Origin of the sequence: Frankia sp. R43, from assembly GCF_001306465.1 — a bacterium.
Lineage (GTDB): Bacteria > Actinomycetota > Actinomycetes > Frankiales > Frankiaceae > Parafrankia > Parafrankia irregularis.
On sequence record NZ_LFCW01000007.1, the window covers coordinates 31,828 to 55,086 of the forward strand.

The 23,259-nt window shown below is 71.5% G+C and carries 18 protein-coding genes; 6 read left to right on the forward strand and 12 right to left on the reverse strand.

What is annotated here, in order from left to right; all coding sequences use genetic code 11:
• Nucleotides 1-189: 189 nt before the first annotated feature.
• The 3 genes from ACG83_RS27805 (at nucleotide 190) to ACG83_RS27815 (ending at nucleotide 3,833) form a co-directional block, all read left to right on the forward strand.
• Nucleotides 190-1,428 carry an FAD-dependent oxidoreductase gene (locus ACG83_RS27805; RefSeq protein WP_054569221.1) on the forward strand — a complete coding sequence of 413 codons (1,239 nt, stop codon included), beginning with the start codon at nucleotides 190-192 and terminating at the stop codon, nucleotides 1,426-1,428.
• Nucleotides 1,429-2,400, forward strand: coding sequence for an aminotransferase class IV (locus ACG83_RS27810; protein WP_054569222.1), 972 nt, complete (start codon nucleotides 1,429-1,431; stop codon nucleotides 2,398-2,400).
• Between the two features lie 284 nt (nucleotides 2,401-2,684).
• Nucleotides 2,685-3,833 carry a 4-hydroxybenzoate 3-monooxygenase gene (locus ACG83_RS27815; RefSeq protein WP_369812928.1) on the forward strand — a complete coding sequence of 383 codons (1,149 nt, stop codon included), beginning with the start codon at nucleotides 2,685-2,687 and terminating at the stop codon, nucleotides 3,831-3,833.
• Between the two features lie 55 nt (nucleotides 3,834-3,888).
• Here the strand turns inward: ACG83_RS27815 and ACG83_RS27820 are convergent, their stop codons facing one another.
• Nucleotides 3,889-5,295: a PLP-dependent aminotransferase family protein gene (locus tag ACG83_RS27820; protein WP_054569223.1), complete on the reverse strand. Its 1,407-nt coding sequence runs from the start codon at nucleotides 5,293-5,295 to the stop codon at nucleotides 3,889-3,891.
• A 144-nt stretch (nucleotides 5,296-5,439) separates the two neighbouring features.
• Here ACG83_RS27820 and ACG83_RS27825 point away from each other — a divergent pair, with 144 nt between their 5' ends.
• Nucleotides 5,440-6,717 carry an MFS transporter gene (locus ACG83_RS27825; protein ID WP_083473621.1) on the forward strand — a complete coding sequence of 426 codons (1,278 nt, stop codon included), beginning with the start codon at nucleotides 5,440-5,442 and terminating at the stop codon, nucleotides 6,715-6,717.
• A 21-nt stretch (nucleotides 6,718-6,738) separates the two neighbouring features.
• Entirely contained in the window at nucleotides 6,739-7,611 is an 873-nt protein-coding gene (locus ACG83_RS27830) for an NAD(P)-dependent oxidoreductase (RefSeq protein WP_158230862.1), read from the forward strand.
• A gap of 167 nt (nucleotides 7,612-7,778) precedes the next feature.
• Here the strand turns inward: ACG83_RS27830 and ACG83_RS27835 are convergent, their stop codons facing one another.
• The 11 genes from ACG83_RS27835 to ACG83_RS27885 form a co-directional block, all read right to left on the reverse strand.
• Entirely contained in the window at nucleotides 7,779-9,569 is a 1,791-nt protein-coding gene (locus tag ACG83_RS27835) for a GGDEF domain-containing protein (RefSeq protein ID WP_054569226.1), read from the reverse strand.
• A gap of 103 nt (nucleotides 9,570-9,672) precedes the next feature.
• Nucleotides 9,673-12,702, reverse strand: a complete 3,030-nt coding sequence (locus ACG83_RS42970; RefSeq protein ID WP_054569227.1) for an ABC transporter substrate-binding protein — start codon at nucleotides 12,700-12,702, stop codon at nucleotides 9,673-9,675.
• A gap of 6 nt (nucleotides 12,703-12,708) precedes the next feature.
• Nucleotides 12,709-13,314: a TetR/AcrR family transcriptional regulator gene (locus ACG83_RS27845; protein ID WP_083473680.1), complete on the reverse strand. Its 606-nt coding sequence runs from the start codon at nucleotides 13,312-13,314 to the stop codon at nucleotides 12,709-12,711.
• Nucleotides 13,315-13,406: 92 nt separating this feature from the next.
• Entirely contained in the window at nucleotides 13,407-13,841 is a 435-nt protein-coding gene (locus tag ACG83_RS27850) for a nitroreductase family deazaflavin-dependent oxidoreductase (RefSeq protein WP_054569229.1), read from the reverse strand.
• Nucleotides 13,838-15,088, reverse strand: coding sequence for a cytochrome P450 (locus ACG83_RS27855; protein WP_054569599.1), 1,251 nt, complete (start codon nucleotides 15,086-15,088; stop codon nucleotides 13,838-13,840). Before ACG83_RS27855 ends, ACG83_RS27850 begins: the two co-directional genes overlap by 4 nt.
• 32 nt (nucleotides 15,089-15,120) lie before the next feature.
• Nucleotides 15,121-15,915 carry an SDR family NAD(P)-dependent oxidoreductase gene (locus ACG83_RS27860; RefSeq protein ID WP_054569230.1) on the reverse strand — a complete coding sequence of 265 codons (795 nt, stop codon included), beginning with the start codon at nucleotides 15,913-15,915 and terminating at the stop codon, nucleotides 15,121-15,123.
• Between the two features lie 32 nt (nucleotides 15,916-15,947).
• Complete coding sequence (locus ACG83_RS27865; protein WP_054569231.1) at nucleotides 15,948-17,156, reverse strand: amidohydrolase family protein; 1,209 nt, start codon at nucleotides 17,154-17,156, stop codon at nucleotides 15,948-15,950.
• Nucleotides 17,153-18,625 carry an aldehyde dehydrogenase family protein gene (locus tag ACG83_RS27870; protein WP_054569232.1) on the reverse strand — a complete coding sequence of 491 codons (1,473 nt, stop codon included), beginning with the start codon at nucleotides 18,623-18,625 and terminating at the stop codon, nucleotides 17,153-17,155. Before ACG83_RS27870 ends, ACG83_RS27865 begins: the two co-directional genes overlap by 4 nt.
• An 8-nt stretch (nucleotides 18,626-18,633) precedes the next feature.
• Complete coding sequence (locus ACG83_RS27875) at nucleotides 18,634-19,869, reverse strand: thiolase family protein (protein WP_054569233.1); 1,236 nt, start codon at nucleotides 19,867-19,869, stop codon at nucleotides 18,634-18,636.
• Nucleotides 19,866-20,342, reverse strand: coding sequence for a Zn-ribbon domain-containing OB-fold protein (locus tag ACG83_RS27880; protein ID WP_054569234.1), 477 nt, complete (start codon nucleotides 20,340-20,342; stop codon nucleotides 19,866-19,868). The genes ACG83_RS27875 and ACG83_RS27880 overlap by 4 nt, the downstream gene beginning before the upstream one ends.
• Nucleotides 20,339-21,568 carry a CaiB/BaiF CoA-transferase family protein gene (locus ACG83_RS27885; RefSeq protein ID WP_054569235.1) on the reverse strand — a complete coding sequence of 410 codons (1,230 nt, stop codon included), beginning with the start codon at nucleotides 21,566-21,568 and terminating at the stop codon, nucleotides 20,339-20,341. The genes ACG83_RS27880 and ACG83_RS27885 overlap by 4 nt, the downstream gene beginning before the upstream one ends.
• A gap of 265 nt (nucleotides 21,569-21,833) precedes the next feature.
• On the opposite strand from ACG83_RS27885, the gene ACG83_RS27890 reads away from it, so the two are divergent.
• Nucleotides 21,834-23,243 (forward strand): ABC transporter substrate-binding protein, encoded by a 1,410-nt coding sequence (locus ACG83_RS27890; protein ID WP_054569236.1) that lies wholly within the window; start codon nucleotides 21,834-21,836, stop codon nucleotides 23,241-23,243.
• Nucleotides 23,244-23,259: the final 16 nt, after the last annotated feature.

Consider the following 23,259-nt stretch of genomic DNA (forward strand, 5'->3'; position numbering starts at 1 on the left):
CGCCATCAAGGGCGGCGAACCAACGCTGATGCCCTGCTGGCGGCACCTGTTCTTCCATTTCCGCCGGACCGGCCGGTGTGACTCCCGCTTTCACCCGGCGGTTGACATGCTCCGGACTCGCTCTCGTAATGTCATGGCGCCGCTCTGAGGACTTCGGGCGGGCTGCGACATTCCGCGGAGAGGAAGATCATGACGACCCCTGCCCGGAAGAAGGAGCAGTACCCGGTGCTCGTCGTCGGTGCTGGGCCGGTTGGCCTGGCGACCGCCCTGGCTTTACGTTCGTTTGGTGCGCCGGTGACCCTGCTCGAAGCTCGGGAGGCGGACGCCACCCGGCCGGGCAGCCGCGCGCTGTATGTGCACGGTGAATCGCTGCGGTTGCTTGGCCTGGCCGACCCCCGCCTCGCTGCCGACCTCAGCGAGCACGGGATCCTCTGGACCGCGCGGCGCACGCTGTTCCGGGGCCGGGAGGTATACGCCAAGCAGTACCCGCGGCCTCGGGCCGGTCGTCCTGTCCCCTACACCAGCCTTCGCCAGGTGGACACCGAGGGCTATCTGCGCGCGGCGTGCGCACGGGCTGGCGTCGACATCCGGTGGGGCTCGCCCGTGGTCCGGCTCGACGCCGCCGACGACGAGGTCACGGTCGAGGTCGAGAGTGGCCGGTCCTTCACCGCCCGCTATCTCATCGGTGCGGACGGCCCCCGCTCCACGATCAGGCGGCTCGCCGGCATCGGCATGCAGGGCGAGAGATCCGAGGGCTTTCATGTCACGGTGGACATCGCGGACACCGGGCCCGACGCGTTGCCGCCCGAGCGGATCTTCCACTACGAGCACCCCGGTACCGATGGCCGGCATCTGATGCACGTGCCGTTCCCGAACGGCTTCCAGCTCGATCTGCAGTGCCGTGGTTCCGACCGGGCCGAGGACTTCGACTCACCGGAGGCGCTCGCACGCTGGCTACCGAAGGTGGTCGACGGCAGATATCTCGAGTCGGTGCTGTGGACGGCGACCTACCGGTTCCAGCGGATCGTGGCCGACTCGTTCGTCGACCCACACGGCCGGATCCTGCTAGTGGGCGAGGCGGCGCACCTGTTCCCACCGCTCGGCGCCCGCGGCATGAACAGCGGTTTCGCGGACGGAGACGAGGCGGCCCGGGCCGTCGTCCTGGCCCTCGCCGCGAGGTCGGCCGGCCAGGCGGACGAGGCGGTGCGCCGGTTCGCGACGACCAGGCGGGCCGCCGCGCTGCGCAACAGCCAGGCCGCCGGCACCGCGCTCGTCCACCTGCAGGCAACCCGGCCGATCCTGCGGACCCGGCAGCGGACCGCCGCGGCACTGGCGCCATGGATACCGTCCTGTGGCACGTGGCTGGAACGGGCGGTGTACGGTCCACGCCGTCTGGCCACCGACACCGCACTCGCAGGCAGGTACTGAGTGACCAGCGACCCGGGCCATGCCCCACCGTGGCCGCGCGGCGCGTCCGAGGCCGGCCCTCGCGCCGGCCGGCCGGCCACGACGACACCGGAGGGCCTGTACCTGTGGTCGGCCTCCGGCCTGCACCGAAGCACCGAGGAGGCTGGCACCAGGCTGCTCGCCGCGGACTCCTGGCTGGTCTCGGAGGGGCGAGCCCGAACCCTGGACCGCCACCGGGACAGGTTCCTCGATGCCTGCCGGGCCAGTCGTCGGGGCACCGCCGAGGCGGACGAGGACATCGCCTTCTTCTGGACCGCCGCCATCACGCAGATCCCCCGCGGGGGCAGTTGGTTCCCGCGGACCGAGCTGGTGGACCTGGCAGGACACCGGCGGCTGCAGGTCCGTATCCGCCCGGCACCGCCACTCGGCACCGGGGTGCGGGTATGGGGTGCGCCCGTCCCTGACCCGCGCACCCGGCCGCGGGTCAAGGGCCCGGACCTCGACCGGCTGGCAGACCTCCGGCGAACGGCCGGCGGCCAGGGGGCGGACGAGGTCGCGCTGACCACCAGGAGCGGCCTGGTCGTCGAGGCGACCACCAGCAGCATCTGCTGGTGGGAGGGCGACGCTCTCTGCGTTCCCGACCCCCGCTTTCGCGTACTGCCGGGGATAACCATCGGCCTGGTCCTCGAAAGAGCCCGCCGGATCGGCCTCGAGATCCGGCCGAGCCGCCGGCGCGTCGAGGAGCTCGCCGGCCGGGAGGTGTGGCTGCTCAACGCGCTGCACGGGATCCGGCCAGTGACCTCCTGGGTCGGCACCACGCTCGAGGCCGGGCCCGCACTCAGAAGCGAGCAATGGCAGCGATGGCTTACCAGCCTGGTACAGGCCCTGCCAACAAGCCGGGCGCAGGACGTGTGCGGTGACCCGACACGGAAAGGAGATGCAAGGCCGGCGGATGGTCCAAAGAGCAGTGCCGCGGATGGTCCATCAAGATAGACCATCCGAAAAAGCGGGTGTAGTGTGACCATCACCAGGAGGTGATAATCTCGATCCTGCCAGCTCTACGCCCGGCAACCCAGCACCACCCAGGCGTGGAATTTCAAGGAAAATCGCAGGCAACAGTCATCTTCTTTCTCTCGCCGGCCCAGTTCCCGGCATTTTTTCTCCTCCGCATTCGGCTGGCGCTGTGCGGCCGATCGGCACCGGCCTGCCAACGGCCCACGTTTCAGGAGACTCCGATTCCCGATCACCCCGAGAAGCGAACCGTCAAGGTCTGCATTATTGGCGCCGGTCCGGCCGGGCTACTTCTTGCTCGCCTTCTTGAACAGTGCGGCATTGCCTCCGTGGTTCTGGAGCGGCGCAGCCGGGAACACGTTGAGAAGCGTGTGCGGGCCGGCCTTCTTGAATGGTCCACCGTCGAGGCCTTCCGAGCGGCCGGTGTGGCGCACCGCCTGGACCGTCACGGCATGGTGCATGACGGAATGGAGCTTCGCCATGATGGCGCGGCCTTCCGCCTCGCGTTCTCCGAGCTCACCGGCGTCCCGATGGTCGTCTACGGCCAGCAGGAGATCGTCAAGGACCTGATCGGCGCCCGGCTGGAGTCCCAGGGTGAGATCCACTTCGGTGTCACCGATGTGCGGATCTGCCAGGTGGGCGTCGACGGCTCCCTGGTCCAGTGCACCCTGGACGGAATCCCGGTCGAGATCTCCTGTGAGTTCCTTGCCGGCTGCGACGGCCATCACGGGGTGTCCCGGGCGGCGATCCCCGCACAGCGGCGCAGCTCACACCAGTGGACCTACCCCTTCGCCTGGCTCGGCGTCCTCGCCCAGGCGCCGCCGCTCTCCCCGGAACTGATCTATGCCGTGACCGATCGGGGCTTCGCCCTGCAGAGCATGCGCTCGCCGGACGTGAGCCGCCTCTACCTCCAGGTACCACCGGACGAGCCGATCCACCTGCGCAGCGACGAGGAGATCTGGCACGAGCTGGATCTACGCCTTACCGGCGGAACGGGCAAGCTGCCGACCGGGACCATCACGGAACGGGTGCTGGTCGGGCTGCGCGCCCATGTGGAGGAGCACATGCAGTACCGGACCCTGTTCCTCCTGGGCGACGCCGCGCACATCGTGCCGCCGAGCGCCGCGAAGGGGCTGAACATGGCCGTCGCGGATGCCCGCCTGCTCGCCGAGGGGCTGGACCACTGGTATCGCTCAGGGCGCCGCGACCTGCTCGACGGCTACCAGAGCCACTCACTGCGGCGTGCGTGGCATGGGCAGGAGTTCTCCGAGTTCATGACCTCGCTGCTGCACGTCTCGCCCGGAGAGAGCGCGGCCCAGCGCCGGATGAGGCGGGCTCGGCTCGATCTCCTGCGCCGGTCGAGCACGGCCGCGACTGCATTTGCCGAACAGTACGTCGGGCTTTCCCGGCCGTAGGGCTTGGCCGGCCGCAGGGAAAGCGCCGCCGCCGTACCGCTCGGGCCACCGGGGGCTATCCGGGCACAAGGTCCACGAACTCCGCGATTCCACGTGCGAAGGAATGACTGGGTGGCCGGCCGTAGGCGAGCACAACGGCGTCGTCCGCCCGCTCGCCGGCGATCCGGTAGCTGTCCAGATTGCCGATACCGAGGCCGCGCCGGGCCGCGGACCGCTGCAGCCATCCGGCCTGCACCCCGGCCGGAAGCTCGATAACCGCATGCAGGCCGGCGGCAATTCCGCGAATCGTCGCCCCGGGCACCCGCTCCGCCACCATACCGACCATGTGGTCGCGCCGTTGCCGGTAGGCGACTCGCCGTTTACGCAGGTGCGTCGCGAACGCACCTGATCGCAGCATCGATGCGAGCACATTCTGGTCGAAGCTTCCGGAGGCGGCATCACTCAGATACTTCGCCTCGCACACCGGGGAGATGAGATGGGGTGGGAGCACCAGCCAGCCGAGCCGGATTCCGGGTGCCAACGTCTTGCTCACGCTGCCGATATACGCGACCCGGTCGGGGTCCTCGCCCTGCATCGCGCCCAGCGGCCCGCCGTCGTAGAGGAACTCCCCGTCGTAGTCGTCTTCTATGATCAGGCCGTCGGTCCGGCGCGCCCAGGCGAACGCCTCCGCCCGGCGGTCCGGATGCAGTCTCACTCCCAGCGGGAACTGATGGGACGGAGTGAGCACGACCGCCTGCGCCGAAGATGTCCACAGCTGCTGCGTGTCCGCACCCAGCGCATCCACCGGCAGCGACACCACGTTCAGGCTCGCGCCGGCCACGCGATGATGATCGGCCAGTCCGGGGTCCTCCAGGGCCACGGTCCGGGTGCCCGCATCACGCAGAACCCTGCATATCAGGTCAAGCCCCTGCCGAAATCCGGCGCAGATGACGATGTTCTCGGTGTCGACGGCGAGATTTCTCGACCGCCGGAGGTGATCGGCCACCGCACTGCGCAGCTCCGGGACGCCCTGTGGGTCCTGATATCCGAGGAAGGACGCCGGTGAGGTGCGGAGAATCTCGCGCAGCGCATTCTGCCACTCGCTCCGCGGGAAGGAGGTCAGATCGGGCTCTCCCGGACGGAAGTCCCAGCGAAGGGCACTCGCCTCCTTTTCCGACCGCGGACCGATGTTTTTCGGTTCCGCTCCGCCGGTGGCGAGATCCGCGACCCGCGATCCACCGCCCCGGCTGCTCACCAGGAAACCCTCGCTCACCAGCTGCGTATACGCCGTGCTGATCGTTCCGCGGGAGACACCGAGCTCCGCCGCGAGGATGCGACTCGACGGCAGGCGCGCGCCGGGGCGGAGACGACCGGCCCGGATGGCGTCACGAAGGCCGGCCTCCAACGCGGCTCTGCGACCAAGCTTCGGGTCGAGATCGACCAGGAAGCTGTACGGACCGGGTTTGACCCAGGAAATGGTCACGAGTTTGGACCTTAGCATGAGGCCGGGCACCGATATGGTTTCGCCGTGGAGAATAAGGATGGAGACGAGTGCCAGGCGTCACATCGGGCACCTCCGCTGGCCGGTATCGAACCGACAGGCGGTATAGAGCCGCTGGCAGTGCCCATGGCCACGGGCAACGGGGATACCACTTCGGCTCGCCGCCCCTCGGCCCGATTGTCCCTCTCCGACCATCGCATCCTTGTTCTCGCGATCACCGCCGGAGCGGTCGCGGCAAATCTTTACTATGGTCAAACTCTTCTGGTCGACATGGCGCAGGGACTCGGCGTCGGCGAGTCCACCATCGGTGCGATCGTGGCATCCACCCAGCTGAGCTATGCGGTCGGTCTGGTGCTGCTGGTTCCGTTGGGGGATGTCGCCGACCGGCGGCGGCTGGTATCGATCCTGCTCGCCGCGACAATGGTCGTCCTCGCCGGCGTCGCCACCGCCCCCAACACGGCCGTGCTGCTCGTCGCCAGCATCATGCTCGGGCTGGTGAACGTCACACCGCAGATCGCGCTCCCGCTGGCGGTCCACCTGAGCAGGCCAGCCGACCGCGGGCGCGTCGCAGGCCAGATCATGACCGGACTGCTCACCGGAATCCTGCTCTCCAGAACGGTCGCCGGAATCATCGGCGGGCAGTTCGGCTGGCGCACGATGTACGGGTGCGCGGCGGTCTGGACCGCGGTTCTTCTGGTCGCCTGCCGCCGCGCTCTGCCCATATCACCAAAGACCACGGACTGGGCCTACCGGGACCTGGTCGCGAACACGTTCCTCCTCGCGGTTCGGACGCGTGGCCTTCGGCGTCCGATGCTCTACGGATTCCTGGCCTTCGCGGTCCTCACCGGCTTCTGGACCACGCTTCCCGCCCGGCTGTCCGGTGCTCCGTTCGAACGCGGGCCCACGACGGTGGGGCTTATCGCGCTGATCGGGGTCGGCGGTGCGCTGGTAGCGCCACGAGCCGGCCGTATCGCGGATATGGGCCGCGGGCGCCTGGTGACCCTCTGCGGGCTCCTGATGATCGCTTCGTCTTTCTGTGTTCTCGCCGCCGGCCGCTCGAGCCTGGTGGTGCTGGCTCTCGGGGTCGTTCTGCTCGACGTCGGTTACAGCGCGGCCAACAGCGCCAACCAGCAGCGAATATTCGCCAGTGCCGGGGAGACCGCCGCCCGCCTCAACACCATCTACGTGGTGACGCTCTTCGCCGGCGGCACGCTCGGTACGAATGCCGCTCTCGCGATCTGGCAGCAATGGGGCTGGAGCGGGGTATGCCTGTTCGGCGGACTGCTGGCCTCCGCCGGCGCCGCGGCGGCAACGACCGATTTCGATTTTCGTGGGCGACGCGTCCGGGGCGACGGGCCGACTCCGTCCGAGATTCCGACGCGGCGTGAACAGTCCGTCAACTGACAAGAAATGGGTGATAGCACGATGCGTGTTTTTGTGGTCGGTGCCACCGGTGCCGCGGGCAGGCCGCTGGTGGACGCTCTCCTGGCAGCGGGCCACGAGATCACAGCGATGTCTCCGGGCCCACGGCTGGACCAGCTGCCTCCCGCCGTACGACGGCTGCGCGCGGGGCTGCTGGACGCGGATCTCGAAGACGTTCTGCCATCTCGGCTCGCAGGTCATGACGCGGTCGTCAACCTCGCCACGGCGGTACCAGCCGATGATGACGACCCACGTGGGTGGGATCTCGACTCGAGCATCCGCGAGACGGGTTCCCCGCGGTTGGCCAGGCTGGTCGCCCAGGTCGGCGTCCCGGTACTGGTCCAGCTCAGCATCAGCATGATCTACCCGGTGCGCGGCGCCGAATGGATCGACGAGTCGGTCCCCATCGACTCCGATCCCGAGCGGGCCGCTCTCGTCGGCCCGACCGCGGCGATGGAGGAAGCTGTCATCGAACTTCCCCGGACATGCGCCTGGACGATTCTGCGGGCCGCGCGTTTCGTCGGGCCGGCAACCATTCAGGATCGGCAGCGAGAGCTGCTGCGGGCGGGAAAACTCCCGATTCCCGGGGACGGCAGCACTTTCGTCTCCCATGTACACGTCGCGGACGTCGCGGACGCCGTGCTCGCGGTGCTCGACCGACGGCCGTCGGGTGAAATCCTCAACCTCGCCGCCGAGCCGGTGACCTACGAGTCATATCTGACCCGGCTCGCCCGGATCGACGGCGCCCCGCAACCAGCCGTCGACGCTGACCTCGAACCGGATCTGGACAACCAGCGGATCGACAGCGGCCGGGCACAGCGCCTTCTCGGCTGGACCGCACGGCGGGGGAACTGGCCGGAGGCGATCGCGGGCTGACCCGCGCTGCTGGGGCACGGGGCGGCTGGGGCACGGGGCGGCTGGGGCACGTGGGCGGCTGGGGGCACGTGGGCGCCGGGCTCAGCCGGCCCTGACGCTGGCGCCGAGGCTGGCAACGTCGTAGGCGGCGTTGCGGCCGGTCAGCACATCGCAGCGAGCCGCCGCGGTCAAGCGTGGCCGTCCTCCGCCAGCTCCGGCCGGAAGACGGTCAGCTGACCCCCGCCCGTGGCCTTCGCGTGGTACATGGCGAGATCGGCCCGATGGAGGAGGGCCTCCGCCGAGACCGTCCCCGCATCCTCCTCCACCGTGACCAGACCGACGCTGGCGTCGACGCGGCACGGGCAGCTCCGCAGCTGGACCGGGGCGCGTACCGCGCGGGTCAGACGGCGCCCGACCGCCTCCGGATCCCGCGAGTCCGATTCGAGCAGGATGGCGAACTCATCCCCGCCGAGCCGGGCAACCGAGTCGCCCGGCCTGACCTGCCCGGCCAGCCGCGCGGCGACGACGCGCAGAAGTTCGTCGCCGGCCGCGTGCCCGAACCTGTCGTTGACACCCTTGAATCCATCCAGATCGCAGAAGAGGAGCGAGACCCGGTGCGGCCGGAGGCGGCGGTCGGCCAGCGCGCGATTGAGGCGGGCGACGAAGAGCGCGCGGTTCGCGAGCCCGGTCAGCGGGTCATGGAACGCGAGGTGGTGCAGCTCGTGCTGCTTCCCCTCGAGCTGGGTCAGCAGGTGTGCGTTGTCGGCCATCGTGGTCATCTGGCGGAGCACGGCCAGCAGGAGCAGGCCCAGCAGCCCCCACAGGGTCAGATCACGATCAAGGCTTCCGCTCACGGGCTGGAGATGGAAGATGGCGAACGCACCGCCGACCAGCAGCGGGATGTACGGCAGCACCCCGTGCCACCAGCGGTGACGTGCCGGCGAACGCGCGGGGGCCATCCCGTCGGCCGAACCTGCCCCCGCGGCCGCGCGGCCGTCCACCCGGACGGCGGCGGCGGTCTCCCAGCGGTCTGGCGGCAGGCGCCCGGTGGCCGGCACAGGCCCGCCGGGACGGAGCAGGGCGGCGAGCGCGAGAAGCAGACCACTGCCCCCGAAGCCGAGATCCAGCACCCGCGGGACGTCGGCAAGCCCACGGACACCGGCATACATGTGCGACATGACGGACAGACAGAAGAGCATGATCCCGGATCCGACCAGCACCAGGCCAAGCGGCGACCGCGGCCTGCGAAACGCCGCGGTCAGGATGACCAGGACGATGAGCAGGGTCGCGACAGCCGCGACGGCCAGGGTCCCGGGCAGGCCCGGCGACACGGGTGAGTCCAGCGCCCGGTTCAGGATCAGCACCCAGCAGAGCAACGCCACCGCACCGACGACGATCAGGCCGTCCAGAACAGTGATCACGTGTAGCCGCCGGTTCGCCCCGTCGACCCGGGCGCGGGTCGCGTGGTCGTAGGGCTCGGACGGAAAGCACAGCAGGGCCGCCAGGCCGCACACCGTCGGTGTCAGGCCGAGCATCGCCAGCGGGGTCATGCTGGGCAGCGCGGGACCGCCGTTGATGACGTCCCGCGCGATCGCCCCTCCCGCCAGCGCGTTCGCCATGATCATGGCGGCGATGAGTAATCGCCAGGCCCGTTCCGCCCCGTGGTTGCGCAGACCAGCCCACACACAGATTCCCACCGCCACCGCCGAGAAGATCGGGCTCGTGAGGCGCACGAACGCGAGCTCGGTCCGGCCCTCCAGAACCAGCAGCGGGAGCGCGGAGCCGAGCAGGAGCAGCAGGATCGCGCCAGCGGCCCGGCGGAACGGGCGGTCCGCCTGTTCCCACAGGCGGTGCACCCATCCCGTGCGGTGCGGGGACGCCGACGGAGCCCGCCTGGCACCCCGGACAGCCGTGGGAACGACGGACTCGTCCCGGCCGCCGGAAGACTCCTCGGTCCGCTCCGGGACGTGGCCCCGCATGGCCCCACCACCGCCCATGCCGCTGAGATTGCGTCGAACCGAGCGTGTCAACACACGCGGGACATCGCAACTACAGACCGGCGATCGCAGCTCGCTGCCGTCGTCAGCCGGTCCTGACGCCGAGGTTGGCGACGTCGTACGAGGCGTTGAGGCCAAGGTTCAGGTAGACGTTCGTCAGTCGCTCGCTGAAGAGGACCTGGGCGCGGCGGTGCACCAGCGGCACGAGGGCCGCGGTCTGCTGCACCAGCTGGTCCACCCTGGCCCAGCTGTCCGCCGCCGCCTCGGGATGCTCGGGATCGCTCCTCGCCGCCGCGACGTCGAGGGCGTCGTTGACCGCCCGGTCGTCGAGCTCCGAGATGTTGAAGTTGCCCTGCTGACGGATCTGCCGGCCGTCGACGATCTGGTGGAAGAAGGCGTAGCCGCTCGGCCAGTCCGGGCCCCAGTTGGTCAGCGCGAGCCCGATCCCGGCGGCGTGCACCTGGTCCGGCGCGCCCAGCGTGTCGTAGAAGTCCCCGGTCGCATAGGTCTTCAGCGTCACTTTGATGCCGATCTTGCCCAGGTCGTCCTGGATCGACTCGGCCGCCTTGACGTCAGCGGCGCGGTCAGGCACGGAGAGGGTGGTGGCGAAACCGTCCGGGTGGCCGCAGGCGGTGAGCTCGTCGCGCGCCCTGCCCAGGTCACCGCGCAGGCCGTCGCTCGGGTAGGCGCTGGAGCCGGTGTAGCCGGCGAGGGCCGGCGGCAGCAGGCCCGCGGCCCCGGTGCCGCCGAACGCGTCATAGCCGCGGAGGCTGGACTGCCGCGCCCGGTCGACCGCCCAGGCCACCGCGCGCCGGCAGTGTTCGTTGTCGAACGGCGCCTGCCTGGTCATAACAGCCAGGTAGCTCAGGTAGGGCAGGACGGTGACCTCGCTGCGTGCCTTCAGGGCCGGCTGCGCGGCGATCGCCGCGGTGGTCGACGCACCGACCGAGCCGCCGGAGATGTCGGCGTCGTAGGTACCCCTGATCAGATCGGCGTCGATCTCGTCCGCGGGGACGTCGAAGGCGACCGTGATCCGGTCGGGCAGCGCGGCCCGGTTCGGGTCGGTGGCGGCGACCCACCTCGGGTTGCGCACGAAGCTGATCGACTTGGCCGCCGTGTACGACTCGACCCGGTAGGGCCCGCTGGAGACCAGCCGCGTCGCGTCGTAGCCGGAGCCGGCCTCGCTGGTGACAAGGTCGGCCCTGGCGGGAATCGGCGCGGTCTGCGGCAGCGTGAGCAGGTAGGGGAAGTCGTCGAACGGCTCACGCAGGTGGAAGACCAGGGTGGTCTCGTCAGGCGTGTCGATCGAGGTGAAGCCCGCCAGGGGTTTGTCACGCGGCCCGGGGAACTCGGCCGGCGACTGGCTGAGCACCTCGCTGAGGTACCCCGGCGCGCCCCGGAGGACCAGCGCCTGGTCATAGCCACGGGCGATCGCGTACTTCACGTCCTCCGCCCGGATCACGGAGCCGTCCTGGAACGTCAGGCCGGTACGGATCCGGACCTTCCAGGTGATGCTGTCGACCCGCTCGGGCATGGCCGCCGCAAGGTCCGGCACCAGCTCGGTGCCGGCCGCCCCGGCCTCGGCCCGGTAGGTGAGCAGCGTCCGGGAGACCAGCCGCTGCATCGACCAGCAGGGGGCGAGGTAGGTAAGTCCCGGATCCCAGGAGTCACAGTCGCCGCCGCTCGCGACCAGCTTCAGGGTTCCGCCGCTTTTCCCCGACGGCTGCCGTGGCGAAGGCGCCGCCGTGGCTGTCGCTGCCTCGTCCCCGGCGAGCCGCTGGTGCCGGGAGGAGCCATCCGGCCAGGTGAGCAGCAGTCCGAGCCCGGTACCCACGGCGATGATCAACACGGTCGCCAGCGCAACGACCCGGCGGCGACCGAGGCGGCGGAGGCCGCGCGAACCCAGGTAGGGCGGACCGATCGCGATCCCGGTACCACGCGAACCGGGCGTGGCACCCGCCGGCGGGACCGGTGGTGCCCAGGCAGGTACGCCCGGTGGCGGCGGTGGCGGCGGTGGCGGCGGTGGGGTCGGCGCGGTCGGCGCGGTCAGCGGCGGCTGGGAAGTCAGCGGCGGCTGGGCGGTCGGCCGCATGGCTCGCCACGGCGCGCCTGGCGGCGGGAGTGCTGCCGGCGGGAGTGCTGCCGGCGGGAGTGCTGCCGGCGGGAGTGCTGCCGGCGGGAGTGCTGCCGGCGGGAGTGCTGCCGGCGGGGCGGCTCGTGCGGCGTCGACGACCTCGTCGTCGAGGCGGACGGGGATACCGCAGTCCGCCAGCCAGCCCGGCCCGAAGCTCTGCGCCGCCGCCGCGGCCAGATCGAGCGCGAACGCGCGGGCGGACGGGTGCCGCTGCGCCGGGTCCTTCGCCAGCGCGCGCAGCACGACACCCGCCACCGGCGCCGGGGCCTCGACCAGCGGCGCGGGACGTCCCGCCAGATGCCAGTGCACCAGTGCGCCGGGAGTCGTCACCGGGCCCGACGGCCGGTGCCGCTCGAACAGCTCGTACAGCGTCACACCGAGCGCGTACAGGTCGGTGGCCGGGCCGAGCCCGCCCTCGCCGAACTGCTCCGGCGCCATGTAGGGCAGGGTCCCGACCAGCCCGGACGTCACCGAGGTCGACTCGGTGACGATCTTGGCGATGCCGAAGTCGGCGACCTTCACCAGCGAGCTGCCGGTGAACAGGATGTTCGCCGGTTTGATGTCGCGGTGCAGCACGCCGACCTGGTGCGCGGCACCGAGCGCCTCGGCCACGCACAGGCCGACCGCGCACGCCTGCCGCGGGCTGGTGGCGCGCAGCCGCCGGGAGAGGCTGCCGCCGGAGAGCTGCTCCATCACGATGATCCGCAGGTCGTCGTGCTCGAGATAGTCGTAGATCGCGACGACGTGCGGGTGGTCGAGCCGCGCGAGCACCCGCGCCTCGGCCGCGAACCGCCGGCGCACCTCGACGTCGGCGTCGCTGTCGGTGCCGCCGTCGACGTCCAGGATCTTGATGGCGACGCTGCGCCCCAGCTGGCGGTGCCGGCCGGACAGCACGACACCGAACCCGCCCTGCCCGAGCGGCCCCCCGATCTCGTAGCCGGGCAGGGCCCGCTCGACGCTTTCGCGACGAGGTGGGCGCATATTGCCTTATTCTGCGCCCTTTCCTGCCAGCGGTGTGGCCGGCGGGGCCAGGGCCCCGAAACCGCCGAGGCAGAACGCCCAGACCCGGGCGGCGACCTCGGCGGAGGATTCCTTGCGCGTCGCGAACGCGTAGTGATGGAAGACCGCTCTGACCAGCAGGTTGACCAGCTCACCGGTCTGGGCGGTGTCGATCGGGCCGATGAGGCCGCCGGCCTGGGCCGCCTCCAGCTCGCCAGCCACGAGATCGGCGAACGGGCGGGTCGCGTGGTCGACCTCGTCCGGGTAGAGCTGGTACAGCCGCCAGTGCTCGGCGGTGATGAACCGCGCACCGCGGACGGCGCCGTCCTCGCTGCCGAGTGAGTGCAGGGCGGCCTCGATGTACCTCCGCATGCGGGCGAGCGGGTCCGGCTCGCCGGCCGCGGACTCCTGGTAGCGCACCACCTGCCCGCTGATGACGTCCTCGATGACGGCGAGCATGAGCTGGTCCTTGCCGGGGAAATGCCGGTAGAACGTCTGCATCGCGATGCCGGCCTCCTTCACGAGGTCCTGCGTCGTGAAGGAGGAACCCCGGCTGGCGATCAGCCGCTTCGCGGCATCGACGATCACCGTCATCTGCTGCACGCTGCGCGACCGGGACCGCTGCACCAGCGGCGACCGGTCCGCGGCACGATCGGCCCAGGACACCCCTCCGACGGTACCGGGGGCTACGCGGGCGTCAGCACCACCACGGGTATCGGTCTCGCTGTTCTGGCCTGGTAGGCGTCGTAGTTCGGCCAGACCTCGGTCATGATCTTCCACAGTCGGGGCTTCTCCTCGTCGGAGGCCGTCCGCGCGACCACCGACAGATGTTCGGCACGGACCTGGATCTCCGCCGCCGCCTGATCGGTGAGGTTCAGATACCACTGCGGGGCGGCGGGTGAGCCGCCTTTCGAGGCCACCACAAGGTAGTCCGCCCCGTCCCGCCCGAAGATCAGCGCGGATGTCCGCGGCTGACCGGAGCGGCGGCCGACGGTGGTGAGCAACAGAGTGGGCACGCCGTTCCACTCGTAGCCCACCTCCCCGCCGGTCTCCCGGTAGCGCGCGACATGCTCCGCGCCGACGAGAGCCAGATCCGGCGGCCGGTAGCCGGCTTCACTCACCAGGAACCTCCGAAGACGACGGGGATCTCGGTCGCGCCGCGCTCGTACATGCCGATCAGGCGCGGCGGGGTGGCCAGCGGGTCGAGGCGCAGGTTCGGCAGCCGGTCGAGCAGCGCGCCGATACCGACGCTGATCTCGGCCCGGGCGACGTGCATGCCCAGGCAGATGTGCGGCCCGCCGCCGAAGCCGAGGGAGCGCTTCATGGGGCGGAAGATGTCGAACTCGTCGGGGCGCTCCCAGCGGGCCGGGTCGCGGTTCGCCGCGCCCAGGCACAGGTGCACCAGGGCACCGCGCGGGATCCGCTGCCCGGCGAGCTCGACGTCCCGGGTGGCGAAGCGGGAGAACATCGGGTCGGTGGGCGACCAGCGCAACGACTCCTCCACGGCCGGGCGCAGCAGGGAGCGGTCCGCGCGGACGGCGTCGAGCAGCTCCGGCCGCCGCAACAGGGCGGTCAGCGTGATGCCCATCTGCTTCCAGGTGGTGCCGGAGCCGGCGAGCAGCAGCAGTACGGCGAACGTGTAGATCTCGGTGTCGGACAGGCGGTGCCGCGCCCCGTCCTCGTCGGTGATCTCCGCCGCGACCAGGGTGCTGATGAGATCGTCCTTGGGCTGCTCGCGCCGTGCGGCAACGATCGGCGCGAGCGCGCGAATCACCTGCGGCGGGTCGGTGAGCACCTCGCGGATGTGCAGCGCCTCCTCGACGGGCACCCCGAAGCTGCTGGTGATCGTCAGCACCGGGATCGCCGCGCAGAAGTCGACGTTCAGCTCCGCGGAGCCGTTGTCGGCGAACCGGTCGATGAGTGCGTGCACCGTCTCCTCGATCCAGTTCGTGATCCACCAGCCGGCGCGGGCCGGGACGAACGACGGCTGGACGAGGGCACGGTACCGGCGGTGCTGGGCGCCGCCCATCGACAGCATGCTGCTGGCGGTGCCGATCCCCCCTCCGGTCGGGTCGACGGCTTCCGGCGACGAGGCGAAGGTCTCGCTGTCGCGGAAGACCCGGTCGCACTCGTCGAACGAGAAGACCGAGAAATGCGGCCGGTCCGGGTAGGGCAGGCCCTGGAACATCGCCGGGCGGGAGTACCCGGTCAGCTCGTGGACGGTGCCCTCGTGCACCGGCCCCCGCTCCCGCAGCTCCCGCCAGACCGGGTTGGGGTCGTCCTCGTAGTCGCCGCCGCTGCGCACGTTGTAGCTGCTGCGCAGGTCGAACAGCGTGCGGATGCGGTCGGGGTCGAGCGCCCGGCCCATATCGCTCACCGCGGGCACCTCAGTCACCTCGGTCACCTCGCCACGTATCCGCCGTCGATCGGGACGAGCACCCCGGTGATGTTGGCGGCCCGGTCGGACACCAGGAACACCGCGGTCTCGGCACAGTCCTCGGCGGTGATCGGACGTCCCAGCGGATGCGTGGCGCCGACCTGGCGAGCGGCCGCGGCCGTGGTCTCGGCGTCGCCGCCGAGGCCACCGGCGGCCATGAAGCCGGTGTAGGGCATGCCGGCCGGGCAGATGGCGTTCGCCCGGATCCCGAACGGCGCGCCCTCGATGGCGACGGCCCGGGTGAGCTGGTGCACCCCGCCCTTGGTCGCCCCGTACACCGAGCCGCCCCAGCCGACGAGGCCGGCGACCGAGCCGGTGTTGAGGATGACCCCGCCGCCGCCCTGACTCTTGAACCGGATCACGGCGTGCCTGCACCCGAGGAAGACCCCGCGCAGGTTGACCGCCACCAGGCGCTCGAAGTCCTCGACCGTGTGGTCCTCCAGCCTGGCCCCGAGCCGCGGGGTCGGGATACCGGCGTTGTTGAACACGACGTCGAGCGCACCGAACCTCTCCGCAGCGAGGTCGAGGGCGCCCACGACGTCCTCCTCCACGGAGACGTCGCAGCGCACCGGCTCGGCGCGGCCGTCGGCACCGGCCTTCTCGATCTCGCGAACGGTCTCCTCGGCGCCGTCGAGGCTGATGTCGGCGCACACCACGCGGGCACCCTCGGCGGCGAAGCGCAGGGCGGACGCCCGACCCACCCCCGAGCCCGCTCCGGTGACCACGGCCACCTTCCCGTCGAGCAGCAGGCCCGTCACGACGTCCCTCCGTCCGTCCGCTCTGGTCCCACTCAGACCCCGCTCAGGACGGGCGGCGCGGCGGGGGTGAAGCGGTAGAGCCGCTCGGCGTTGCCCCGCAGGATCTTGTACTGGGTCTCGGCCGGCAGGTGGCCGATGATGCCCTTCACCGTCTGGATGCAGTTGGGCCAGGTGGAGTCGGAGTGCGGGTAGTCCGTCTCGCACATGATGTTGTCCTCGCCGATCTCGGCGATGCTGGCGATGCCGTGGTGGTCCTCGATGAAGCAGCCGAAGACGTGGTCGCGGAACGTCGCACGCACGTCGAACGTGTCCAGGTCGATGGCGCCGGCGGCGCCGTGGTCGTTCCAGCGCGCACCCTTCTTCACCCAGTGCCGCTGCTTGTCGAGCACCTGCTCGGCGCGCTCCAGGTAGTACGGCATCCAGCCGATCTCACCCTCGGACAGCGCGATCTTCAGGTTCGGGTGGCGCTGGAACATCCCGGAGAACAGCCAGGACAGCATCGCGCCGGACGTGCGCATGGCACCCCAGGTCAGGTTCGCCATGAACGGCGCGTCCGGGGCGATCTTCGGCACCTGCGACGACGAGCCGACATGCATCGACACGACCATCTCCAGATCGTTGGCCGCGGCCATCACCGGCTCCCAGTAGCCGGACGGGTCATGGATGGTCGGCAGGCCGAGCGGGGCCGGGTTCTCGGAGAACGCGAACGTCGTCGCGCCCTTCGCCGCGCAGCGCTCCAGCTCCTTCACGGCCAGGGCCGGGTCCCACAGCGGAATCAGGACGAGCGGGATGTACCGGCCGGGGGCCGCACCGCACCATTCCTCGAGCATCCAGTCGTTGTAGGCCTTCAGGCAGACCAGCCCGAACTCCCGGTCGGACGCCTCCATGAACAGCTGGCCGCAGAAGCGGGTGATGGTCGGGAAGCACAGCGAGGCCAGGATGCCGGCCCGGTCCATGTCCTTGATCCGCTCCGCGGCGTCGTAGCAGCCCGGGCGCATCTCGCTGTACCGCAGCGGCTCCGGGGAGAACTCCTCCTTCTCCTTCCCGGCCACCGCGGACAGGCCCGAGCTGGGGAACTTCTTGCCGTCGTACACCCAGAAGTCCATGCCGGTGTCGTCGAACTCCATGTGCGGGGCACGGTCGCGGTCCTTCGCCGGCACCCGGTCGAGCCACAGGTTGGGCGGTTCGAGCACGTGGTCGTCGACCGAGATCAGCCAGTCGAGCGAGAGGGTGTCTGTCATGACTGCTCCTTGATCGCGAGGTGCTTGACCTCCTGGAAGGCGCGGATGCCGTCCGGCCCGCGCTCGCGGCCAAGGCCGCTGTGCTTGTAGCCGCCGCTCGGGGCGTAGGCGCTGAACATTCCGCCGACGTTGACGTTGACCGCCCCGGTGCGCAGCCGGCGGGCCACCGCGGTCGCCGCGGGCAGGTCGGCGCCGTAGACCTGGCCGGACAGGCCGTAGTCGCTGTCGTTGGCGATGCGCACCGCGTCGTCCAGGTCGCGGTAGCCGAGGATGCTGATCACCGGCCCGAAGATCTCCTCGCGGGCCGCGGGATTGATGTTGTCGGGCAGGTCGAGCACGGTGGGCTCGAAGTAGTAGCCGCGTTCCAGCCCGGCCGGGCGGTTACCGCCGAAGGCGACCTTGCCGCCGTGCTCCTGGGCGGTGGCGACGAACCGCTCGCAGCGTTCCCGCGCCGCGGCGTTGATGAGCGGCCCCATCCGGGCCGCCGGGTCGCTGGGCGGGCCGACGGTGATGGCCGCGTAGGCCCGCGACACCGCCTCGACGACCTCGTCCTTGCGGTCGGCGGGGACGAGCATGCGGGTCGCGGCGACGCAGGCCTGCCCGGCCGTCGCCGCGACCACCGCCGCGGCACCCGCCGCGGCCCGGCCGACCGCGTCCGGCAGGTAGATCTGCGCCGACTTGCCGCCGAGCTCCAGGGCCACCCGCTTCACCGTCGGCGCCGCCTGGGCGAGGATGCGCCGGCCGACCGCGGTGGAGCCGGTGAACGAGACCATGTCGACGGCGGGATGGCTGGTGAGCAGCTCCGCCCCGGCGGCGCCGCCTTCCACCACCACGCTCAGCGCGCCCGCCGGCAGCCCGGCCGCCTGCGCCGCCGCGCCGAACAGCAGCGACGAGACCGGGGTGAGCGGGCTGGGCCGCAGGATCACCGAGTTGCCCGCCATCAGCGCCGGGATCAGCTTCTGGAACGCCATGATGATCGCGCCGTTGTACGGCGTGATGGCGCTGACGACACCGACCGGCTCGTGCCGGCGGATGCTCAGGACCCCGCCCGCGCGCACCAGCTCGTCGACGGGCACCGGGTTGGTGTCCTCGTGTGGCATCGACAGGTAGAGGTCGATGGTGCCGCGGGCCAGCGCGACGCCGGCGCCGAACTGCGCGCGCTCGGCGAAGGAGACGGGCTGCCCGGCCTCGGCGACCATGGTGGCGATCAGCGCGTCGCGGCGGGCCACCACATGGTCGACCAGGGCGTGCAGCACCTGGGCCCGCGCGGCCGGCGGGACGTCCGCCCACTCCCCCGCGTCGAAGCACCGCCGAGCCTCGACGACGGCGCGCTCGATCTCGGCCAGCGGCGCGACGGCCACGTCGGTGACGTGCGACTCGTCCGCCGGATTCTCGACGGCGAGCGTCTCGTCACCGTCCACCCAGCTGCCGGCGATGTAGGAGCATCGCTCGGCGATGAGGTCGGGCACTGGCTGTCTCACCTTCTCGGCTCGGCCGTGTAGACGACGGCGCCGCCGTAGTGGGGGGAGGAGTGGCACGCGAGGCCGACGGCCGCGCCGACCCGCTGGCGGTCACCGGCCCGTCCGGAGAGCTGCAGGTAGCACTCGAGCATCTGCGGGATGCCGTGCATCCGGCCGTTGCCGAGCGCGCCGCCGCCGGAGAGCACCGGCAGGGCGTCGGGGCGGTCGCTGTCGATCCGCCCGTCCTGGACGAAGCGGTGCGCCTCGCCGCGCGGGCAGAAGCCGAGGGCCTCCAGCCAGAAGTAGACGAACGGGGAGAACCCGTCGTACAGCTGCGGCAGGTCGACCTCGTCCGGGCCGACCCCGCTGCTCTCCCACAGCCGCCGGGCGGTCTCGGCACCGACGTCCATGATGTCGTCGAGCGGCCAGTGCAGCGGCAGCCGCCGGGTCGCCGGCAGCCCGCTGGCGTAGCCGGCGACGTACACCGGCCGGTGCGGCAGGTCGGCGGCCCGCTCGGCCGAGGTGAGGACGAACGCCGCCACCCCGTCGACGGGGATGTCGCAGTCGTACCGGCAGACCGGGTCGCTGATCATCGGCGCGGCCAGGTACTCGGCGGCGGTCAGCGGGCGCTTGTACCAGTAGGACCACGGGATGCGGGCGCCGTTCTTGCGCGCCTCGACGAGGACGGCCGCCATCGCCTCGCGCCGCGCGCCGTACCGCTGGAGGTACTCGGTGTAGGGCAGGCCGATCATCGCCAGCGGGCCGAAGAAGCCCTGCGGGGCCGTCCACTGCGCCGGGCCGGCGGCGCGTTCCATGGTGTTGGCGTGGTACTTCCCGGGCGGGTTGTGCAGCGCCCGGTAGACCAGCACGTTGTCGGCGGCGCCGCTCGCGACGGCGTTGACCGCCATCCCGACCATGCCCGGGATCTGCCCGATCCCGTGGAAGCCGGCGACGTACCGCGGCGCGTCGCCGCCCCCGGTCCCGGCCCCAGCTCCGCGGAGCCGCTCGGCCAGCCAGGTCGCCGGCACCGAGCTGACACCGTCCTGGACGTCGTGCGACCCCGCGGTGGGGAACAGCGCGGAGGTGACCACGCCGTCGATGTCCGCGCAGGTGAGCCCGGCGTCGGCTACCGCGGCGCGGGCGGTCTCCAGCGTGATCGCCCCGAGGGGACGTCCGGCGTGGCGCTGGATGGCGCTCTGCGCGTACCCGACGACGGCGACCTTGCCGCGGGCGGTGAACCCCCGCCCGGTCACGGCTCCTCCCCCGGCCGCGCGGCGGCGGCGAGGGTGAAGGCGGGGATGGCGACCCCCGGTGCCACGTCCTCGAAGCCGACCCGGACCGGAGCGCCGAGGCGCAGCGGCTGCGCAGGGCCGTCGGGGCTCGCGGGGCTTTCGAGGGCGGCGGGGCCGTCCAGCAGGCGGCCGATCATGCGCAGCTCGGGCTGCTCGGCGAGCTCGACGTCCACCAGCACGAACGGCACCTCGGCCGCGAACCCCGGCAGGCCCGGCTGGCGGATCACCGTCCACGAACGGACCGTGCCGCGGCCGCTGACCGGCGCGAAGGCGTAGTCCGGGTCGGTGCTGCCGCAGTGCGGGCAGGCCTGGTCGGGCGGCAGCGCGAACGACCCGCAGCGGGCGCAGCGGGCGATCGCCAGCACATGGCCGGCCGCCGCCGCCCAGTAGGGCGCGGAGATCTCGTCAGGAACCGGTAAGGGGCGGATGGTCACGGGATCACTCCCGCCTCGGCGAGCTCACCGATCTGCTCCCAGGTGTAGCCGAGCTCCAGCAGCACCGACTCGGTGTGCTCACCGTGCTCGGGGGCCCGGCGCAGGTCGGGCGGGCGCTCGTCGATCTGCACCGGGCCGGTCGGCAGCCGGTAGGACGCGCCGGTGTCCGCGCCCGCCTCCCCGGGACGGACCTCGCCGAGATAGTCGTTGGCGAGCACCTGCGGGTCGGTGAGCAGCTCCTCGACGGCCTGCACCGGCGCCCAGGGCGCGTCGATCCCGGCGAGCAGGTCCTTCCACTCGGCGAAGGTCCGGTCGGCGAAGATCGCCGCGATCGTGGCGACGCAGGCCTCCCGGTTCGCCGCGCGGGCGGCCAGGTCGGTGAAGCGGGGGTCGGTGACGAGGTCGTCCCGGCCGACGAGGCGGCAGAAGTCGGCCCAGTAGCGGTCCGGTTCCAGGAACACGAGCTGGATGTGCCGGCCGTCCTTGGTGCGGTAGGGACCGACGAGCGGATTGCGGTACGCGGCGGCGCCGGACGCGGCTCGCGGCGTCTGGCCGGCGAGGGCGGAGAGCACGTCGGAGGACAGCGTCCACATGGCGGTGGCGAGCAGCGAGACGTCCACGACGGAGCCGCGGCCGGTGCGCTCGCGCCGTAACAGCGCCGCGGCGATCCCGAACGCGAGCGCCGTCGCCCCGTTGCGGTCCCCCATGGCGCCCCGCTGGCTGATCGGGACGTCCTGCCCGGGCGGGGTGAGGACGTGGGCGAGCCCGCCCTGCGCCCAGAAGGCGGACGAGTCGTAGCCGGGCCGGTCGGCGCCGGGGCCGCGGGCGCCGAAGCCGTGCCCGCGGGCGTAGACGAGCTTCGGGTACCGGGCGGTCAGCGTCTCGGCGTCGAGCCCGAGGCGGCGCAGCGCGCCCGGCCGGAAGTTGGTGAGGAAGACGTCGGCGGTGGCCAGCAGCTGGTCGAGCACACGGCGGCCCGGCTCGGTCCGCAGGTCGAGGGCGAGGGAGCGTTTGCCCCGGTTGGCCAGGGCGATGGAGAGGTTCACCCCGCCGGCGCCGTCGGTGCCGATGCCCTGGGTCGCCAGTCCCCGGTAGGGGTCTCCCTCCGGGCGCTCGACCCGGACGACGTCGGCGCCCCAGTCGGCCAGCAGCGCGCCGGCGACCGGCACGAACACCCACTGGGCCAGCTCGATCACGCGGACACCGCCGAACGCGGGATCGTCCACGCCGGCACCTCCCTCGGCCACTCGACAGGCAAGCAAGCTTGTGGTGCGTGAATGTAGAACGTCACTCTCACATTTGTGAAGACGTTGACTTCTCGAAATGTGCGTGCAAGCATCCACCGCCAAGCCGGCAGATCAGCTCGGCCCGCCCGGCTGACCGAGCGTCCAGGCAGGTCAGCCCACCCGATTTCGAACCGCCACGAGCCGCTGTGGACCGCCCGCGGCGCGGCGGGACCACCCATCACGACAGACCCGGGGCAGGTTGCACATGCGCAGAAGTGGCAGGACAACCAGGCAGCGCGAACTACCGGCGTTATCCACCTCACCGGTCCTACCCGCCTTACCGGCGCCGACGGCCGCACCGGCCCTCCCGGCTCATCCGGGCCTCCCAGCCCTCGCGGTTCGAGGCCGTTCGGCCGCCCGAGCCCGGCTGGCGCTGACGGCGTCCGCGGTCGCCGTGCTGCTGGCGGTGACCGCCTGCGGGGACGACGCGGACGACGGCCAGGGCGCCGCGACGGGTGCCGCGGCGACGGGTGCGGCGAGCACCGCCGACGCACTCGGGCCGGCGGCGCCGGCGAGGGGCGAGCCGGTGCGGATCGGGCTGGTCACGGGGCGCGGGGCGTCCGGCGACCTCAACATCGAGAAGGACGTCGCCGAAGCGACCGTCAAGTACCTCAACGAGCACCGCTCCGGCATCGCCGGCCGGCCCGTCGAGCTCGTCCTCTGCGAGACGCTCGCTGACCCGGGCAAGGGCGCCGACTGCGGCAACCGGATGGTCGAGGAGAACGTCGCCGCGGTCGTCGTCGGCTCCACACCCGTGCTGGAGAGCGTCTGGCAGCCGATCAACCAGGCCGGGCTGCCCGCGGTCTTCTTCGGCGCGAGCGGCAATCGCATCCTCGGTGACACCAAGGCCACGTTCGCGCTCACCGATCCGACGTTCCCCGTGTCCGGCGTGCCGATCGCGCTGGCCAAGGAGCACAAGACCACCAAGGTCACGGCCGTCGTGATCGACGTGCCGTCCTCCCGGGCGAGCTACCAGGCGGCCGTGGCCGTCTACAAGGCCGCCGGCATCGACCTGACGATCGTCCCCGTCCCGCTGGGCACCGCCGACATGACCCCGCAGATGCGCAAGCTCGCCGGCGACGACCCGGGCGTCGTGCACATCCACGGCAACGACTCGTTCTGCATCTCGGCGCTGAACGGCCTGCGCGCCGTCGGCTACGACGGCCCGATCTCGATGATCGGGCAGTGCGTCACCGACGCCACCCGCAAGGCGGTGCCCGCCAGCTACCTGGAAGGCGTGTCCGTCGCCGCCAACAGCCCGATCGGCACCGACAACCCGTCGACCCGGCTCTACCAGGCGGTCGTGACCACCTACGGCAAGGACATCGACCCCAGCAAGCCGTCCGGCGTGAACATCTTCACGACCCTGGCCGGGTTCCAGGCCAGCCTCGCGAACCTGACCGGCGACGTCACGCCGACGTCCGTCATCACCGCGATGAAGGCGATGCCGGCGACGGAGCTGCCCGGCGGCGGCGGCCTGAAGATCCGGTGCAACGGCCACGCCGTCGCCGGCTCGCCGGCGGTGTGCGGCCGCGGCGGCCTGCTGACCACCCTCGACGACGCGGGCGAGCCGACGGAGTACAAGCTCGTCGGCGCGACGCCGATCGAGGACTGACCCGAACCGGCAGCGG

What these genes read in the sequence shown, in the direction of transcription:
- ACG83_RS27865 (WP_054569231.1), bottom strand. Translation starts at nt 17,156, where the DNA reads ATGACAGACACCCTCTCGCTCGACTGGCTGATCTCGGTCGACGACCAC.
- ACG83_RS27805 (WP_054569221.1), top strand. Translation starts at nt 190, where the DNA reads ATGACGACCCCTGCCCGGAAGAAGGAGCAGTACCCGGTGCTCGTCGTC.
- ACG83_RS27855 (WP_054569599.1), bottom strand. Translation starts at nt 15,088, where the DNA reads ATGGGCCGGGCGCTCGACCCCGACCGCATCCGCACGCTGTTCGACCTG.
- ACG83_RS42970 (WP_054569227.1), bottom strand. Translation starts at nt 12,702, where the DNA reads ATGCGCCCACCTCGTCGCGAAAGCGTCGAGCGGGCCCTGCCCGGCTAC.
- ACG83_RS27835 (WP_054569226.1), bottom strand. Translation starts at nt 9,569, where the DNA reads ATGCGGGGCCACGTCCCGGAGCGGACCGAGGAGTCTTCCGGCGGCCGG.
- ACG83_RS27890 (WP_054569236.1), top strand. Translation starts at nt 21,834, where the DNA reads ATGCGCAGAAGTGGCAGGACAACCAGGCAGCGCGAACTACCGGCGTTA.
- ACG83_RS27845 (WP_083473680.1), bottom strand. Translation starts at nt 13,314, where the DNA reads ATGACGGTGATCGTCGATGCCGCGAAGCGGCTGATCGCCAGCCGGGGT.
- ACG83_RS27825 (WP_083473621.1), top strand. Translation starts at nt 5,440, where the DNA reads ATGGCCACGGGCAACGGGGATACCACTTCGGCTCGCCGCCCCTCGGCC.
- ACG83_RS27830 (WP_158230862.1), top strand. Translation starts at nt 6,739, where the DNA reads ATGCGTGTTTTTGTGGTCGGTGCCACCGGTGCCGCGGGCAGGCCGCTG.